Here is a 15,009-nt window from a genome sequence, read left to right as displayed (position 1 = left end):
TTTTGAACGCGTCGACGTCGGCCCAACCGATCCGCCGCAGGTCGAGGAGGCCCATGGTCACCTAAAGCCGCGCCCTCACCGTCGCCCGCACGCTGCGCGGCGCGCCGGGGAAGATCCAGACGGGGCTGTAGCTGCTCTGGGCGTAGTGCTCGTCGAACAGGTTGTCGACCTCGAGCCGGACGTCGATCTTCTCCGTCAGGCCGTAGTCGATCGCCGCCTTGGCCTTCCAGTACGACGGCAGCCGCAAGCCGCTGCCGTCCAGCGCCCCGGCCCGGTCGCCGACATAGGCCGCGCCGGCCGTCAGCGACCAGGTCGTGCCGTGGTCGGTATCGAACCGCCCGACCGCGAAGGCCCCGCCCTGATGCTCGGGCACGTCCAGCACATCGGGCGTGGCGAAGGCGGTGTCGTCGGCCCGGGCGCGAGTCCAGGCGTAGTTGACCACCACCTTCCAGGCCGAGGTGACCTCGAATGCGCCGTCCAGCTCGACACCCTGGCTGATCAGCTTGCCGACCGGAGCCAGGAAGCTGGCGTCGACCGGGTCGTTGGCCAGGATGTTGCGCTTGTCGATGTCGAAGGCGGTGACGGCCAGATCGACGCCCGGCCAGGCGCCCGAGACGCCCAGCTCCCAGCCCTTGCCGGCCTCGGGCGCAAAGCCCTGGCCGTTGCGGCCGGTGCCCGAGTTCAGCAGGAACGAGCGGCCATAGCTGGCGTGGGCGGTCCAGGCGTCGCCGAGCCGATAACGAGCGGCCAAGCGGTAGTCGACCGGCTGGTCCTTGGTCTCGCCGACCGCACCGGTGCGGTTGTTGCGGATCTTTTGCCGGTAGGTATCGGCCCGCAGCCCGGCCAGCAGGCTGAGGCGGTCGGTGACCTCCCACAGGTCCTGGGCGTACAGCGTCGCGACTTCGCGGGTCTCGCGGTTGTCGGTGAACGGCAGCAGCGCCAGGGCCTGGCCGCCATAGACGGGATTGTCGATGTCGATGCCGTAGGGCGCCGTGGCGCTGGGATTCCGGCGCAGCAACTTCTCGCGGTAGTCCATCGTGTAGCCCTTGAGGCCAAAGCCCAGGCGGTGCGCGCCGACCCGGCCGTTCAGCTCGACGCGGCCCGACAGGTCCTCGACCGTGTAGTCGCGCTCGCGGCGCTGCCGCCACAGGGTGCGCCCGACCAGCCGCGACTGGTCGCTGGAAAAGCCGTGCATCGATCCCTCCCGCCAGGCCGCGCCGGCGGTCCAGGTCCAATCGGGCGCCAGCCGCCCCTCGGCGGTCAGCTGCTGGCGCTCGTTGCGGAAGCGGGTCGCCCCGTCGCTGGGCTCGCCATAGAAGCGCGAGCGCGGCAGGGCCAGGACGTCGCCATTCACGGCCGGCACGCCCCGGTCGAACGGCGCGTCGAAGGTCGTGAACTCGCCGACATAGGTCACCCGCAGATCGTCGCTGGGCTTCCAGGTCAGGGACGGCGCGACGGCCCGGCGGTGCAGGTCGACATGGTCGCGCCAGCCGTCGCTGCGCTCGTCGGCGAGCGCCAGACGGCCCGCGAAGGTCTCGCTCAACGGCCCGGTCACGTCGACCTCGCCCCGGCGCAGGCCGAACGAGCCGACGGACGCCGCCACGGTGGCCGCCCGCGCGAACTGCGGGGTCTTGGAGACGATGTTGACGCGGCCGGCCGGATCGATGTCGCCGAACAGCGCGCCGGCTGGGCCTTTAAGGATCTCGATCCGCTCGGCCGTGGCCGGATCGCGCGGCGGGGCCAGGCCGCGGTTAGCGAGGAAGCCGTCGACATAGTACTCGGCCCCACCGTCCGGCGTGCCCAGGAAGCCCCGGATCGCGAAGTTGTCGAGGAAGCCGCCGCGGTTGTTCTGCTGGCTGACCCCGCTGGTCAGCTCCAGGGCGTCGGCCAGGCGGCCCGCGCCCACGGCGTCCAGCAGGTCGCGCTCGACCGAGCGGCTGGACGGCGACATCGCCTGGGTGACCTCGCCCGCGCCCAAGGTCAGGTCACGCGGCGCGCCGCGGCGGCCCAGGATGACGATCTCGCCCACCGCATGGGCCTCGTGCGGCTCTCCGGCTTCGGGGGAGGCTAGAGCCAGAAGGCACGCGCTCACGCAGCTCCACGACAGGGGCAAGGGAACAACTCCGTTGTAATGTTATTTCATAACAGCTACGCAGTGAGCCATGCCGCTGTCAACCACCCCTGCCTTCGCCACCCGCATTCGCTCGATCGACGCCCTGCGCGGCTTGGTTATGCTGCTGATGATGGTCGACCATGTGCGGGAGTTCTTCTTCATCCACGCCCAGGTCTCCGACCCGATGGATGTCGAGGCCACCCAGCCGGCCTTGTTCTTCACCCGCCTAGTCGCCCACCTCTGCGCGCCGGTGTTCCTGGCCCTGACCGGCCTGGGCGCCTGGCTCTATGGGCAGAAGCAGGGCGGCGCCTCAGCGGCCGCGGGCTTCCTGTTCAAGCGCGGCCTATTCCTGGTGGCGCTGGAGCTGACCCTGGTCAGCTTCGCCTGGACCTTCTCGCTGACGCCCAAGATCATCTATCTGCAGGTCATCTGGGCCATCGGCCTGTCGATGATCGCCCTGGCGGCGCTGGTGCGCCTGCCGTATCCCTGGCTGATCGCCGTGGGCCTGGTCATCGTGCTGGGCCACAACCTGCTGGACCCGATCACCATCGCGGCCGGCCAGCCCGGCCACGCCCTGTGGGCGGTGCTGCATGATCGCGGCTTCATCGAGCTGCCCTGGGGCGCGAAGGCCCGGACGTCCTACCCGCTGCTGCCGTGGATCGGCGTGGCGGCGCTGGGCTACGGCATCGGGCCGTGGTTCGTGCGAACCTGGCGCGAGCGCCGCGACCGGCTGGTCCTAAGCGGCCTCTCCATGCTGGCCCTGCTGGTCGCGCTACGGACCGGCAACCTCTACGGCGAGCCGTTGGCTTGGAGCGCGGGCGCGAGCCCCATCCAGACGGTCATGAGCTGGCTGAACTTCACCAAGTATCCGCCGTCGGCCGACTTCCTGCTGCTGACCCTGGGCGTCGGGGCCCTGCTGCTGCCGGCGCTGGAGAAGGCCCCCGCCCGGTTGGTCGGCGCCCTGGCCGTGCTGGGCGGCGCGCCGCTGTTCTTCTACCTGATCCACCTCTACGGCCTGCACCTGCTGCAGATGCTCGCGCGGACGGCGTTCGGTCCGAACCAGGGCGAGACCTGGGCCCTGCCCGGCGTCGGCGCGATCTGGCTGCTGGCGGCCATGGCGGCGATCCCCTGCTGGCTGGCCTGCCGCTGGTTCGGTCCCGTCAAGCGCGCCAGCCCCTGGCCGTGGATGCGCTATTTGTAGGCCGATCGCCCCACTTGATAATGCGAATGAGATTGACTCTCATCATCAACACCAAGTAAGCGCCCGACAACTGTTTTTGTGGGGGTTCTTGGGCATGAAGCGGATGTGGCTGGCGGCGAGCGCGCTTAGCGTTTTGGTTGTAGCGCAAGGGGTCCACGCGGCTGAGACCGCCCCCGTGGCGACGGCCGATGATCAGGCCACGGCCGTCGAGGCCGTCATCGTCACCGGCGAAAAGACCAACCGGGGGCTGCAGCAGACCGTCACCAGCGTCGCGGTGACCACCGCCGCCAAGATCGAACGCGAGAACATCCGGAACTTCTACGACGTGGTCGCCGGCACGGCGAACATGAGCGAGACCTACGGCAAGACCGGCTTCACGATCCGGGGCGTGTCCAACAGCAACGTCTCGGGCGGCGGGACCGGCGGCCTGGCCACCATTTATGTCGACGGCGCGGCCCTGCCGGTCGAAGCCAGCTACGGCGGCCCGCTGGACCTGTGGGACATCGGCCAGGTGGAAGTCCTGCGTGGCCCGCAGTCGACCCTTCAAGGTCGCAATTCGCTGGCCGGTGCGGTGATCATCACCTCGGCTAACCCGACCCAGACCTTCCAGGGACGCGCCCGCGTCGGCTACGCCAGCGGCGACGAGCGCAGCGTGGCCTTGGCGCTCAGCGGCCCGATCGTCGAGGACCAGCTGGCCTTCCGCCTGGCCGTCGAGAAGAAGAAGAGCGACGGCTTCATCTACAATCCGGTCCTGAAGCAGGACATGGACGCGGTCGACAACCTGTATTTCCGCGGCAAGCTGCTGTTCACGCCCAGCGCCCTGCCCGGCCTGCGGGCGATGCTGACCTACGCCCACAACGATCGTGACGGGGCCTACCTGTTCACCTATGCGCGCACCGACCGTCCCGACTATTACAAGCACCGCATCGACACGTCGGGCGATCCCAGCCGCACCAAGACCAAGTCCGACATCCTGACGTTCGACGCCGCCTATGCGTTCAGCGACAAGCTGACCCTGAACGCCATCGCCTCGTTCAACGCCGTCGCCAGCGACGCCACGGTCGACTTCGACTACCTGCCGATCCGCAGCTCGTACGGCACGCGCAGCCAGGACAACGACACCACCTCGCTGGAGCTGCGCCTGAACTACGAGGGCGAGCGGCTGAAGGGCCTGGCGGGTCTGTATCAAGCCCGCCGCGACGCCCGGGACTATTCGGTCAGCCTGACCAACGTGCCGTTCCCGCGCGCCACCCTGGTCAACGTCCTGACTTCAACCCTGCTGGCTGGCGTACCCTCGCCGACGCCCGCCCAGCAGGCCGGCGCCGCAGCCCAGGCCAACGCCTTCGCCAACCTCTACATCACCGCCCTGCCTGTGGTGCCGGTCGACTATAGCGGCGACCAGCCCTCGGTGATCGACACTAGCGCCATCTTTGCCGACGCCAGCTTCGCGCTGACCGACAAGCTCTCGGTGCTGGGCGGCTTCCGCTACGACCACGAGGAGAACACCAGCAGCACCGTGCAGACGGCGCGCTTCGCGGGGACCTATCCGGCGCCTGCGGCCTTCGGTCCTTACGCGCCCTATGTGGTTCAGGTGAACGCCTTCGTCGCCGGCATGGTCGCCCAGGCCAACTCGTCCGCGCCCACGGGCACGCGCAAGTTCAACGCCTTCCTGCCCAAGGTCGGCGTGAAGTACGAATGGACGCCGGACATCAACACCAGCCTGGTCGCCCAGCGCGGCTACCGCTCGGGCGGCTCGACGGTCAACGCGGCGCGCTCGACGGTGGCGGCCTATGATCCGGAATACACCTGGAACTACGAGGCCTCACTGCGCACGGCCTGGCTGGACGGGACCCTGACGGTCAACGCCAACGCCTTCTACACCGACTGGAAGGACCAGCAGGTCACCGTCAACATGGGCCTCAACGCCTATGACTACGAGGTCAAGAACGCCGGCAAGTCGCACCTGTACGGCTTCGAGGTCGAGGTGAACCAGCGCGTCACGCCGCAGCTGTCTTGGTACGCCTCGGCGGGCCACACCAAGACCAAGTTCGACGACTTCACAGTCACCGCGGGCACGGCCACCACCAACCTGTCGGGCTCGGAATTCCCTTACGCCCCGCATTGGACCCTGGCGGCCGGCGCCGACTACCGCTGGGACAACGGCCTGATCGCCCACCTGGACGGCAACTACCGCAGCAATTCGTTCTCGCAGGCCGACGTCAGCCAGGCCCAGGAGGCGCTGGTCAAGGCCCGCCTCCTGTTCAACGCCCGCTTCGGCTACGAGCGCGAGCACTGGGGCGCCTATGTCTTCGCCAAGAACCTGCTGGACGCCACCTACAGCCAGTACGATCGCAGCGACGCCAACATCGCCCTGCTCAGCGAGCCGCGCATCCTGGGCGTGACCCTGGAGACCCGCTGGTGAGCGCGCTCTGGGTTCTGGCGCTGGCGCCCCTGCCCCTGGCGGGGACGTATCTGCTGAAGCAGGCGTGGGACGGGCCCAGTCCGAACCGGCCGTGGTTCATTCTCGGCGGCTGGGGCCTGCTGGCCCTGGCCATCGCCGCCTCGGTCCCGCTGATGGGTCCGGCGCGCGGCCCCTCGGCGATCCTGGCGATCGCCTCGACCGTCGCCCTCGTCCTGGTCGCCCTGGGCGTCGAGCGTCGCAACGCCAAGAAGAAGGCCGCCCGCGAACTGGCGCCCGAACCGTCCGACCGCCGCCGCGTCGTCTGGCGCGGCTGGCTGCGCGGCTTCCTGGCCGGTCCGCTGGCGGGCGTCGCCGCCCTGGGCTGCGGCCTGGCCGTCGCCATCTGCGCCCCCGGCCAGATCCAGAGCCGCATGGTCATCGGCGGCCTGATGGTGCCGTTCCTATGGGCCGGCGGCATGGCCTGGACCCTGTCGGACGACAAGATCCTGCGCGCCTTCGCCGTGCTGGCCGGCGTCTCGGTCGTCACCCTGGGCGCGGCCTTCCTGAAGGGAGCGCTCTGACATGGACGGCTCGACCACCGCTCCCGCCAAGCCCGCCAAGACGACCGGCAAACCGATCTGGCCCAAGGTCCCCGCCGAGTTCGTCCGCGCCATGCTCGCCGGCCACTCGGCCCTGGGCCTGGCCTTCGCGGCCCTGATCTATCTGGTCTGCTTCTCGGGCTCGATCGCCGTCTTCACCCAGGAGTACGGCCGCTGGGAACAGCCCGCCGGACCCGTGCTGCACGCGGTCTCGTCGCAAGCCGTCGACGCGGCCTATCGCGAAGTGCTGGCCAAGAATCCCAAGGCCCACGACCTGTTCATCCGCCTGCCCGAACCGGCCTATCCGCGCCTGTCGGTCCATGGCGACGACGCCAAGGGCGGCGAGCATACCTGGTTCGCCGACGCGTCCGGCAAGGTGGTCGCCGAGCAAAGCACGCCCTGGATGACGTTCCAGGCCGAGCTGCACACCGTGCTGCACCTGCCCCGCGCCTGGGGCGGCTTCATCGTCGGCCTGACCGGCGTGGCGCTGCTGTCCTCGCTGGTCTCGGGCGTGCTGTCGCATCCGCGCGTGTTCAAGGACGCGTTCGCCTTCCGCTGGGGCGGCTCCAAGCGTCTGCAGGAAGCCGACCTGCACAACCGCATCTCGGTGTGGGGCCTGCCCTTCCACCTGGTGGTCTCGCTGACCGGCGCCTTCCTGGGTCTGACCTTGATCATCGTCGGCGTGCTGGCCCTGGCCACGTTCAAGGGCGACACCAGCAAGGCCTACGTCCTGTTCACGGGTCCCCAGGTCAAGGACGACCCGCGCCCGGCCGCCCAGCCGTTCAGCGTCGAGAAAGCCCTGACAAGCCTTAAGGCCCGCTATCCCGACGGCCGCGTGAACTACCTCTTCATCGAGCACCCCACCGAGATGGGCCAGCACGCCGGCGCCAACGTGGCCACCGACGGCCGCCTGTCGCGCGGCGAGACCGTGGTCGTCGACGGGGCCGGCAAGATCCTGGGCGAGGTCGGCTACGAGAGCGGCTCGGTCGGCATGCGCGTGCTGTCGACCATGACCCCGCTGCACTTCGGCTGGTTTGGCGGCTGGCCGGTCAAGGTCGTCTATCTGCTGCTGGGCCTGGGCCTGACGGCGGTGACCTCCAGCGGCGTCGCCATCTGGCTGGCCCGCCGCCGCGACAAGGGTCGCCCGGCCCCGCGCTGGGAGCGGGTGTGGATCGCCTTCGTCTGGAGCCAGCCGGCAGCCTACGCCTTCTCGGCCCTGGTCGCGGTGTTGTCGCCCTCGACGCCGCCCGTGGCGGTCTGGAGCCTGGCCACCCTGGCGGCCTGCGCCTCGGCCATCGTCGGGACGCCGGCCGGCATTTCGATCGCCCTGCGCCGCATCGCCGCCGGCCTGATCGCTTTGGTCGCTCTGGCTCATGCCGGCTTCCACTTCGAGACGATGGTCGATGCGGTGGGCTGGATCATCGACGCGAGCCTGCTGGCCACGGCCGTGCTGCTGGCCGCGACCACGCTGAAGAAAGCCGAACCCAAATCGGCCGTTTAGTGGGTGGCCCTCCGTGCGCGGAGGGCCTATCTCACCGGCAGGGAAAAACGCCGCAGCTCGTCGAGTTCGCATGGTGAAGTTTCGTCGGCGCGGTTTGGCGTCGATCAATTCCGAGATCCGGGACGGCATCGTCCCCGCCGCCGATGGCGTGACCGTCTCGCCTGAGACCCCGACCATCGAACACGGCGCGACCCGCAACTACCGCATCGTGGCGATGATCATCGCCTGCGCCCTGTTCATGGAGCAGATGGACGCCACGATCCTGGCGACCGCCCTGCCGACCATGGCGCGAGACTTCGGCGTGCCGGCCACCAATCTCAGCTCGGCCCTGACCGCCTACCTGCTGGCCCTGGCCGTGTTCATCCCCGCCAGCGGCCGCATCGCCGACCGCTTCGGGGCCAAGACCGTTTTCCGCCTGGCCATCGTCATCTTCGTCGCCGGTTCGGTGCTGTGCGGCCAGGCGACCAACCTGCCGTTCCTGATCGCCGCCCGCTTCCTGCAAGGCATGGGCGGCGCGATGATGATCCCGATCGGGCGCCTGGTTTTGCTACGCTCGGTGGCCAAGCAGGACATGGTCTCGGCGACCTCGTGGCTGATCATGCCGGCCCTGATCGGCCCGATCATCGGCCCGCCGATCGGCGGCTTCATCGTCACCTATCTGGACTGGCGCTGGATCTTCTACCTGAACATCCCGATCGGCCTGCTGGGCCTGGTCCTGGTCACCCTGTTCATCGACGAGGTCGCCGGAGAGAAGCCCGCCCGCGCCGATATCCCGGGCTTCCTGCTGTCGGGCGTGTCGCTGGGCTGCCTGCTGTTCGGCTTCGAGATGACCAGCCGCAGCGGCGAGCTGACCAACGCCCTGATGCTGATCGCCATCGGCGCAGCCGCCGGCGCGCTCTACATCCGTCACGCCCGCAAACACGCCGCGCCGATCCTGGACCTGACCCTGATGCAGGTGACCTCGTTCCGGCTGTCGGTGATCGGCGGCTCGCTGACCCGGATCACCCAGGGCGCCCAGCCGTTCCTGATCCCGCTGATGCTGCAGCTGGGCTTTGGCATGAGCGCGGCGGTCAGCGGGACCATCACCATCGCCGGCGCTATCGGCTCGCTGGCCATGAAGAGCCTGGCCCCGCGCCTGCTGCGGCGGTTCGGCTTCCGCGACAGCATGATCGTGGCGGGTCTGGCCGCCAGCGTCGGCTACGCGGTCTGCGGCTTCTTCCGGCCCGACTGGCCGCTGCCGCTGATCTTCCTGACCCTGATGGCCAGCGGCTTCTGCATGTCGTTCCAGTTCACCGCCTACAACACCATCGCTTATGACGAGATCCCGCCCGAGCGGATGAGCGCGGCGACCAGTTTCTACGCCACCTTCCAGCAGCTGATGCTGTCGATGGGGATCTGCGCGGGAGCCTTGGCGCTGCACGTCGGCATGCTGGCCGGCGGCCACACGACGCCGCATCTGAGCGACTTCACAGTGGCCTTCCTGGTCGTCACCGCCATCTCGGCCTCGGCGACGATCTGGAACCGCCGCTTCGACAAGGACGCCGGCGCCGAACTCAGCGGCAAGCGCTAGGGCGCGATCGCGGCCTTCACCAGGGCGTCGAACGTATCGGCCGGGCAGTCGAAGGCCGGCGTGGCGGTGCTGCAGCCGGGGATGAACACCGGCGCGGCCAGCGGCGGAGCGGCCAGGGTCAGCCGCGTGGCGGCGCGCAGCTGGCCAAGGCTCTGGCCCGTGAAGCGCGCCCGGATCACCCGCACGCCGTCGGCCCGCAGCCAGCGCTCGAACACCAGCGCGCTACCCGGCTGGATCTGGTTGGGCTGGTAGCCCGGCAGGGTCCACTCCATCCGCAGCAGCCCGCCCAGCACCGCCAGGGTGCCGTCGTGGCCGGCGATCACCACCAGCTTGGCGTCCTTGGGACCCAGCGCCGTCTCGCCATCCTCCAGCGTGGCCAGCAGGCGGCCGGCCAGATGGCCGGCCAGGGTCTTGGCGACATAGGGCGTGCGCAGGCGCAGGTCGAACTCGGCCTGGTGCAGGAAGAAGGTCCGGATCAGGGTCTCCTCGTCGACGCCTTTCCAGCCCAGGCCCGCGAAATCGCCGCCGTCGGCCCAGGCCATCAGCAGGCTCTCGGTGACGCCCGAGGCGAAGGCTTCCGGACCCGACAGGCTGACCAGCTCCTCGCCCTCGACGAAGCCGGGCTTGGCGTCCAGGGCGCGGCGCTTGCGAGAGGCCGGCGGGCACGGCCCCTTGGCGCACTGCATCAGGAAGGCGTCCAGTTGCTCGACCTCGGTGCGGTGACTGGCGCTCCAGGCGGAAAGGTCGCCGCCGGCGCGGCCGGCCACGGCGGCCTGGGCCAGGGCCTTGTCGGGCGTGACCACCCCGACCTTGACCGGCTCGAACATCGGATCGTCCTTGCCCTCGCCCACCGTGTTGACGGCATTGGCGCAGCCCGGCGTCAGGCCCTCCGCATAGGCCTTGCCCGTAGCGATCGTGCGCTGGGTGACATTGGCCCAGTAGTAGGCCGCGCCGCAGTCGCCCGCCTTGAGCAGGCCCTGCGCCGTGTAGAGCTCGCGATAGTACCCGCCCATCAGGGTGATCATCTGGCCGCCGCGCGCGGTCAGGTGGCCGGACGGCACGGCGAAGCGCGGCCACGGACGGGCCGAGGCCTCGCCCAGCTTTTCCGGCGTCGACATCGCCGCGCGCACGCCGTGGCGGCTAAGGATCACCACCTTCTCCAGGCGATCGCCAGTCGCCGCTTCGGCGGAAGTCGACAGCAGGGCCAGGGCCGCGACGGCGAGATGGACGAACGGACGCATGCGGGCTCCTCAAGGCTCCGCTCGCTCTTAGGGCGCCGCGCTATTGTCGGACAATGCAAACCACTGGGCGAACAGCGTTCGTCCATTGATTGGCCACTTTCGTCGCATTACAGAAAGTACACTTGTAGTTTATGCGGCCGAGCGGCGATCTTCCATCGTCGCTGCGCTCGGCGACCGCGTCCTGGGGGATCCATCAGTGCATTTCGGCCTCATCTGGGCCGCGGTCGTCGCCGCGCAAGCCACCACGCCCGCTCCTGCTCCTGCTCCGCAGTCCCAGAAGCCGGCTGAAGCCTCAAACGGGGTCAGCGCCGTCACCGTCACGGCCGACGCGCCGGTGGTGCGCACCTCGATCGACCGCCGCAGCTACAGCGTCTCCGGCGACCTGACAGCCCAGAGCGGCTCGATCTCGGACGCGCTGCGGAACCTGCCCTCCGTCGAGGTCGACGTGCAGGGCAATGTCAGCCTGCGCGGCGATCCCAACGTCACCATCCTGATCGACGGCAAGCCGTCCGGCCTGTTCCAGGGCGAAGGCCGCGGCCAGGCGCTGCAGCAGATGCCGGCCGAGCGCATCGACCGGGTCGAGGTGATCACCAACCCCTCGGCCGAGTTCCGCGCCGATGGCACCGGCGGGGTCATCAACCTCATCACCAAGAAGGCTAAGGGCGCGGGCCGCACCAGTGGCCTGCGCCTGACCGTCGGCGACGCGGGCCGCAACGGGGCCAGCGGCAATGTCGGCTACAACAGCGGCAAGCTGTCGGCCTCGGGCGACATCAACTGGCGCCGCGACCCGGCCAGCCAGGCCGACTACGAGCGCCGTCAGCAGGCCAATCTCGACAACGAGACGCAAGGCAAGACGAGCTTCGACTTCAAGAGCCTGACCAGCCAGGGCACGGTCGACTACGACGTCTCCGACAAGCTGCGGATCGGCGGCGAGGCCCGCCTCAGCCGCTTCCAGCTGGCCGTCGACAACGCCGCCGACACCACCCGCCGCGACGCCGTCGGCGCCCTGACCCAGGCCTTCCACCGCGACCTGACCATCCGCCAGAAGCGCGACAACGCCGCCCTCTCCACCAACCTGCGCAGGAAGTTCGACGGCGACGGCCACGAGCTGTCCCTGAAGCTCAGCTACGACGTGGTCGACGACAATCGCACGCGGACCGGTCACACCACCACCGTCCTTCCGGCCGCCGCCAGCACCTGGGACCAGCAGCGGCTGGGCTACGACACCCGCCAGACCGACCTGAAGGGCGACTATGTCCGGCCCATGGGTCCGGGCCAGACCCTGAAGGTCGGCTTCGACCTGCAGTTCGACGACAATGGCTACGACAATGTCGGCCTGCGCGGGACCAGCCTGGCGAGCCGGGTCGTCGATCCGGGCCTGACCAGCCGGTTCTTCTACGAGCAGCAGCTGAGCCAGGCCTATGTCACCTACGAGCGACCGCTGGCCAAGCTGACCGTGCTGGCGGGCCTGCGCTACGAGCAGTCCAAGCTGGACCTGACCGCCGCCGGCGTGAAGACCGACAACGACACCACAAAGCTGATGCCCAGCCTGCACCTGTCGTATCCACTGACCGATCGCCAGAAGCTGACGGCCAGCTACAGCCAGCGCCTGCAACGCCCCGGCCCGTTCGACCTGAACCCCGTGCCGTTCCTGCTCGACCCGCTGAACTACCGGATCGGCAATCCGAACCTCAAACCCCAGCAGACCCACTCGTTCGAGCTGGGCTGGCAGTACCGCAAGGCGCCGCTGACGGCCCTGGCCACCCTTTACTACCGCGAGAACGACAAGGTCGTGTCCGACGTCGTCACCGACATGGGCGGCGGGGTGTTCGTCACCACCAAGGCCAATGTCTCCCAGACCCGCAACGGCGGCCTGGAACTGGTCCTGAACGGCAAGCTGACGTCCAAGCTGACCTACAACATCAGCAGCAACACCTTCTGGGCCGAGTTGGACGGCAGCAACATCGGCATCCCCGGCAAGCGTTCGGCCGTCACCTTGCAAGGACGCGGCAGCCTGAACTGGCAGGCCACGCCCAAGGACCTGTTGCAGATGAACGGCTTCATCACCGGCAAGCGCCTGACGGCCCAGGGCTACGCCCTGCCCGCCATCGGCGTCGACCTGGGTTACCGCCGCAAGATCGACGACCAGCTGTCGCTGGTGATCACGGTGCAGGACGCCTTCGGCCTGTTCCGCGACAAGCAGGTGATCGACACGCCGACGCTGAAGAGCCTGGCGGTCCGCGACATCGACGCGCGCTGGGTCCGCGTGGGCCTGGCCTGGACGTTCGGGACCGGAAAATCGCGCAAGGATCCGGGCTTCGACTTCCAGGGTCCGGGCGGTCCCGGCTAGGCTGAAAACACCTCCAGAAAATCTGCTTCGATAAATTCCTATTTAATTGCTAGGAATTACTTAGTGACGCCTTCCTCCCCTTTGGCGCCGCAAAACTCAGCGCCGCCTTGTGGGCCGGCGCGGCGTCCCCGGCGCGGCCTGCCCGTCGCGCCGGGGACGCTCTACTTCGGTGTTGTGGCCGGCGAGCGGAACCGCTAGCGAACGCTTCTCATTCGCCCGAGCCTTCGTCGATGACGCGCAACACCGTCCGTGCCTGGACGCTGGTCCACAAGTGGACCAGCCTGATCTGCACGGCCTTCCTGCTGATGCTGTGCGTCACCGGCCTGCCGCTGGTCTTCCACGACGAGATCGACGGCGCCCTGAACCACGATCCCAAGATCGTCGCCGCGCCGGGTCAGCGCCTCGCGACCCTGGACGAGGTGCTGGACACCGCACTCAAAGCCCGCCCCGGCGAGGTCGGCCTGTTCATGAGCTTCGACATCGACCGGCCGGTCGTGAACGTCACCAGTGGTCCGCGCCCCGACGCGTCCGAGACCCAGATGCACTTCGCGTCGATCGACCTGACCACCGGCAAGATCCTGGCCCCCGGCGGCGCGGCGGGCAGCGTCATGGACGTCATCCTGCGCATCCACAAGGACATGTTCCTGGGCCTGCCGGGCCTGTTGTTCTTGGGCTTCATGGGGCTGCTGTTCACGGCCGCCATCGTCTCGGGCCTGGTCGTCTACCCGCCCTTCATGCGCAAGATCGACTTCGGCACGGTGCGGGCCTCGCGCTCGAGCCGGCTGAAGTGGCTGGACTATCACAACCTGCTGGGCGTGGTGACGGTGGCCTGGGTGCTCATCGTGGGCCTGACGGGCGTGATCAACACGCTGTCGGAGCCGATCATCCAGGTCTGGAAGGCCAACGAATTGGCCGCCATGACCGCGCCCTACAAGGGCAAGCCCGCGCCGACGCATCTGAGCTCGATCGGCCAGGCCGTGGCCACCGCCCAAGCGGCCGCGCCGGGCATGCGGGTGCAGTTTGTGGCGTTTCCGGGAGGGTCGTTCTCGAGCGCCCACCACTACGCCGTCTTCATGCAGGGCGAGACGCCGGCCACCGAGAAGCTCCTGACCCCGGCCCTGATCGACGCCGAGACCGGCCAGCTGACCGCCATGCGCCGCATGCCCTGGTACGCCCAGGCCCTGCTGCTGTCGCAGCCTCTGCACTTCGGCGATTATGGCGGCCTGCCGCTGAAGATCCTGTGGGCCCTGCTGGATGGGGTGACCATTGTTGTCCTGGTGACCGGCCTCTATCTGTGGCTCTCCAAGCGTCGCGGCGGAGAGGCGTCATGAGCCCCTTCCGCCGCGTCTGGGCCGCCCCGATCGCGATCGCCGCCGTCAGCCTGGTGGGCCTGGTCGCCGCCCTGCTGGGCGACGACCTCAACGACTGGATCTCGTGGATCGGCCTGGCGGTCCCGCTCGTGGTGATCGTCTGGGCCCGTCTTAAGCGGCGGGCTTGAGGCGCACGCCGGGGAAGTCCACCGGCACGTCCAGGGCGACATTGACGTAGTTGGTGAAGAGGTTCAGCGCCACGTGGGCGATGATCTCGACGATGGCCTCGTCGTCGAAGCCGGCGGCGCGCAGGGCCTCGACGTCGGTGTCGGTCACCGCACCGCGATCGCGCACCAGCCGCAGGGCGAAGGTCAGGGCCACGCGGGTGCGCGGATCGGCCGAGCGGCCAGCTTGCGCTTCGGCCATCTCCTCGGCCGAGGCGCCGGCGCGGCGGCCGAGCGCCGTGTGGGCGGCCAAGCAGTATTCGCAGTTGTTGGCGTTGGCGATGGCCACGGCGATCTCCTCGCCCAGGCGCGCGCCCAGCTTGCCGCCGCCCAGGGCGCCGAACGACCCCCACATGCTGTTGAGAGCCGCCGGCGAATTGGCGACAGCCTTAAACATGTTCGGCACGACGCCGAACGCGCCCTTGACCTGGTCGAGGGCCGGCTTGACGTCGGCGCCGGCGGCGGCCGGGTCGATAAGGTTTACGCGGGTCATGGGTAG

The 15,009-nt window shown here is 68.9% G+C and carries 11 protein-coding genes; 8 read left to right on the top strand and 3 right to left on the bottom strand.

Going from position 1 to position 15,009, the window contains the following annotated elements; translation table 11 throughout:
- Positions 1 to 61 precede the first annotated feature (61 nt).
- Entirely contained in the window at positions 62 to 2,092 is a 2,031-nt protein-coding gene (locus AC1RR5_RS09255) for a TonB-dependent siderophore receptor (protein WP_492921048.1), read from the bottom strand.
- Between the two features lie 70 nt (positions 2,093 to 2,162).
- On the opposite strand from AC1RR5_RS09255, the gene AC1RR5_RS09250 reads away from it, so the two are divergent.
- From AC1RR5_RS09250 to AC1RR5_RS09230, 5 genes are all read left to right on the top strand, one after another.
- Positions 2,163 to 3,314 (top strand): acetyltransferase domain-containing protein, encoded by a 1,152-nt coding sequence (locus AC1RR5_RS09250; RefSeq protein ID WP_492921047.1) that lies wholly within the window; start codon positions 2,163 to 2,165, stop codon positions 3,312 to 3,314.
- Positions 3,315 to 3,489: 175 nt separating this feature from the next.
- A complete protein-coding gene (locus AC1RR5_RS09245; RefSeq protein WP_492921046.1) occupies positions 3,490 to 5,736 on the top strand; it encodes a TonB-dependent receptor in 2,247 nt (748 codons plus the stop codon).
- Complete coding sequence (locus tag AC1RR5_RS09240) at positions 5,733 to 6,296, top strand: hypothetical protein (RefSeq protein WP_492921044.1); 564 nt, start codon at positions 5,733 to 5,735, stop codon at positions 6,294 to 6,296. The genes AC1RR5_RS09245 and AC1RR5_RS09240 overlap by 4 nt, the downstream gene beginning before the upstream one ends.
- Before the next feature lies 1 nt (position 6,297).
- Positions 6,298 to 7,815, top strand: coding sequence for a PepSY-associated TM helix domain-containing protein (locus AC1RR5_RS09235; protein WP_492921042.1), 1,518 nt, complete (start codon positions 6,298 to 6,300; stop codon positions 7,813 to 7,815).
- A 70-nt stretch (positions 7,816 to 7,885) separates the two neighbouring features.
- On the top strand, positions 7,886 to 9,385 hold the full coding sequence (locus AC1RR5_RS09230) for an MFS transporter (protein WP_492921040.1): 1,500 nt from the start codon (positions 7,886 to 7,888) through the stop codon (positions 9,383 to 9,385).
- Here the strand turns inward: AC1RR5_RS09230 and AC1RR5_RS09225 are convergent.
- Positions 9,382 to 10,626 (bottom strand): histidine-type phosphatase, encoded by a 1,245-nt coding sequence (locus tag AC1RR5_RS09225; RefSeq protein ID WP_492921038.1) that lies wholly within the window; start codon positions 10,624 to 10,626, stop codon positions 9,382 to 9,384. The two genes, AC1RR5_RS09230 and AC1RR5_RS09225, sit on opposite strands and share 4 nt — an antisense overlap.
- A gap of 196 nt (positions 10,627 to 10,822) precedes the next feature.
- On the opposite strand from AC1RR5_RS09225, the gene AC1RR5_RS09220 reads away from it, so the two are divergent.
- The 3 genes from AC1RR5_RS09220 to AC1RR5_RS09210 all read left to right on the top strand — a co-directional run bounded on the left by AC1RR5_RS09220 (position 10,823) and on the right by AC1RR5_RS09210 (position 14,474).
- Complete coding sequence (locus AC1RR5_RS09220; protein ID WP_492921036.1) at positions 10,823 to 12,976, top strand: TonB-dependent receptor domain-containing protein; 2,154 nt, start codon at positions 10,823 to 10,825, stop codon at positions 12,974 to 12,976.
- Between the two features lie 230 nt (positions 12,977 to 13,206).
- Positions 13,207 to 14,307 carry a PepSY-associated TM helix domain-containing protein gene (locus AC1RR5_RS09215; RefSeq protein ID WP_492921034.1) on the top strand — a complete coding sequence of 367 codons (1,101 nt, stop codon included), beginning with the start codon at positions 13,207 to 13,209 and terminating at the stop codon, positions 14,305 to 14,307.
- A complete protein-coding gene (locus AC1RR5_RS09210; RefSeq protein ID WP_492921032.1) occupies positions 14,304 to 14,474 on the top strand; it encodes a hypothetical protein in 171 nt (56 codons plus the stop codon). Before AC1RR5_RS09215 ends, AC1RR5_RS09210 begins: the two co-directional genes overlap by 4 nt.
- Here the strand turns inward: AC1RR5_RS09210 and AC1RR5_RS09205 are convergent.
- The gene (locus tag AC1RR5_RS09205; protein WP_492921031.1) at positions 14,458 to 15,003 is read right to left on the bottom strand and encodes a carboxymuconolactone decarboxylase family protein; all 546 of its coding nucleotides are present in this window, start codon (positions 15,001 to 15,003) and stop codon (positions 14,458 to 14,460) included. The two genes, AC1RR5_RS09210 and AC1RR5_RS09205, sit on opposite strands and share 17 nt — an antisense overlap.
- Positions 15,004 to 15,009: the final 6 nt, after the last annotated feature.

It is taken from the genome of Caulobacter sp. GW821-FHT11E11 (assembly GCF_058808315.1).
Note: the sequence above shows the minus strand (reverse complement) of the source record. Positions and strands in the feature narration are given on the sequence as shown.

Coding starts and splice junctions, on each gene's coding strand:
- AC1RR5_RS09210 (WP_492921032.1), top strand. CDS start 14,304: ATGAGCCCCTTCCGCCGCGTCTGGGCCGCCCCGATCGCGATCGCCGCC.
- AC1RR5_RS09205 (WP_492921031.1), bottom strand. CDS start 15,003: ATGACCCGCGTAAACCTTATCGACCCGGCCGCCGCCGGCGCCGACGTC.
- AC1RR5_RS09250 (WP_492921047.1), top strand. CDS start 2,163: ATGCCGCTGTCAACCACCCCTGCCTTCGCCACCCGCATTCGCTCGATC.
- AC1RR5_RS09235 (WP_492921042.1), top strand. CDS start 6,298: ATGGACGGCTCGACCACCGCTCCCGCCAAGCCCGCCAAGACGACCGGC.
- AC1RR5_RS09225 (WP_492921038.1), bottom strand. CDS start 10,626: ATGCGTCCGTTCGTCCATCTCGCCGTCGCGGCCCTGGCCCTGCTGTCG.
- AC1RR5_RS09230 (WP_492921040.1), top strand. CDS start 7,886: ATGGTGAAGTTTCGTCGGCGCGGTTTGGCGTCGATCAATTCCGAGATC.
- AC1RR5_RS09215 (WP_492921034.1), top strand. CDS start 13,207: ATGACGCGCAACACCGTCCGTGCCTGGACGCTGGTCCACAAGTGGACC.